1 protein-coding gene is annotated in these 1,152 nt (G+C 50.4%); it reads left to right on the plus strand.

Annotation, left to right across the window (positions count from 1 at the left end):
• Positions 1 to 1,152: condensation domain-containing protein (locus GRP75_RS27590; RefSeq protein WP_237449236.1), on the plus strand; the 1,152-nt coding region annotated here is incomplete at both ends.

The raw sequence follows: 1,152 nt of genomic DNA on the forward strand, positions 1-1,152 counted from the left end.
TGTGCAGATGGAGATCATCTGCTGATGGTGATTCACCATTTGGTGGTGGACGGGGTATCCTGGCGTATTTTGTTTGAGGATTTGGCTACTGCCTATGAACAGGCCGTTCATCAGGAAGTGCTTCAGCTGCCGGACAAAACGGATTCCTTCCGTTCCTGGTCTGGGCGACTCTCCGCGTATGCGAATAGCACAGCCATGGAAAGTGAACACGCCTACTGGGAGCAATTGAACGCAGCCGCTTGGGCTGACCAAGTACGTTTGCCTGAGGATCAAGCGCAGGCTGAGCCATTTACTTTGGCTGACACGGATACAGTGGTCGTCCAGCTTACGGAAGAAGAGACCGAACGGCTGTTGAAGCAAGCGCACCGCGCATATAACACGGAAGTGAATGATCTGCTTCTGACTGCTTTGGGCATGATGCTGTACACATGGACCGGCCATGAACGCAGCCTGATCAACCTGGAGGGACACGGACGTGAGGATATTTTGCCGGATACGGACATTTCTCGTACGGTAGGCTGGTTTACGAGTCAATATCCGGTATTGCTGGACATCGGTCGTGATCACGCTTTGTCGGGACGCATCAAACAGGTCAAAGAGAGCCTGCGTCATATTCCGAATAAAGGAATGGGCTACGGTATATGGAGATATTTGAGTGAATCCGGCCAAACGGTTGGTCAGCAAGCAGATGCACGGCACCTTGGTCAACATCAAGCTTTTGCCGAGCCACAAGTGAGCTTCAATTACCTCGGCCAGTTTGATCAGGACTTGAAAAACAGCGATATGCGTAGGTCTCCTTACTCGATTGGATCGGTCGTTAGCGACCGGACGAAGATGAAATATGCTCTGGATGTGAGCGGAATCGTAACGAACGGCATCCTGGAACTGGGCATTCGGTATAACGGCAAAGCCTTCCGTAAGGACACGGTCCACATGCTGGCTAATCTGTTAAAATCCAACCTGCTTGAAATGATCGAGCATTGTGTCACACGGGAGCGGACCGAATTGACTCCAAGTGATGTATTGCTAAAAGGTCTGACCCTGAAGCAATTAGAAACGATTAAGGAGCAGACCAAGACGGTTGGAGAACTGGAAAATATGTATCCGTTAACCCCCATGCAAAAGGGGATGCTGTTCCATAGTCTGATGAAT

The organism is Paenibacillus sp. OT2-17, from assembly GCF_009827695.1.
GTDB lineage: Bacteria > Bacillota > Bacilli > Paenibacillales > Paenibacillaceae > Paenibacillus > Paenibacillus polymyxa_B.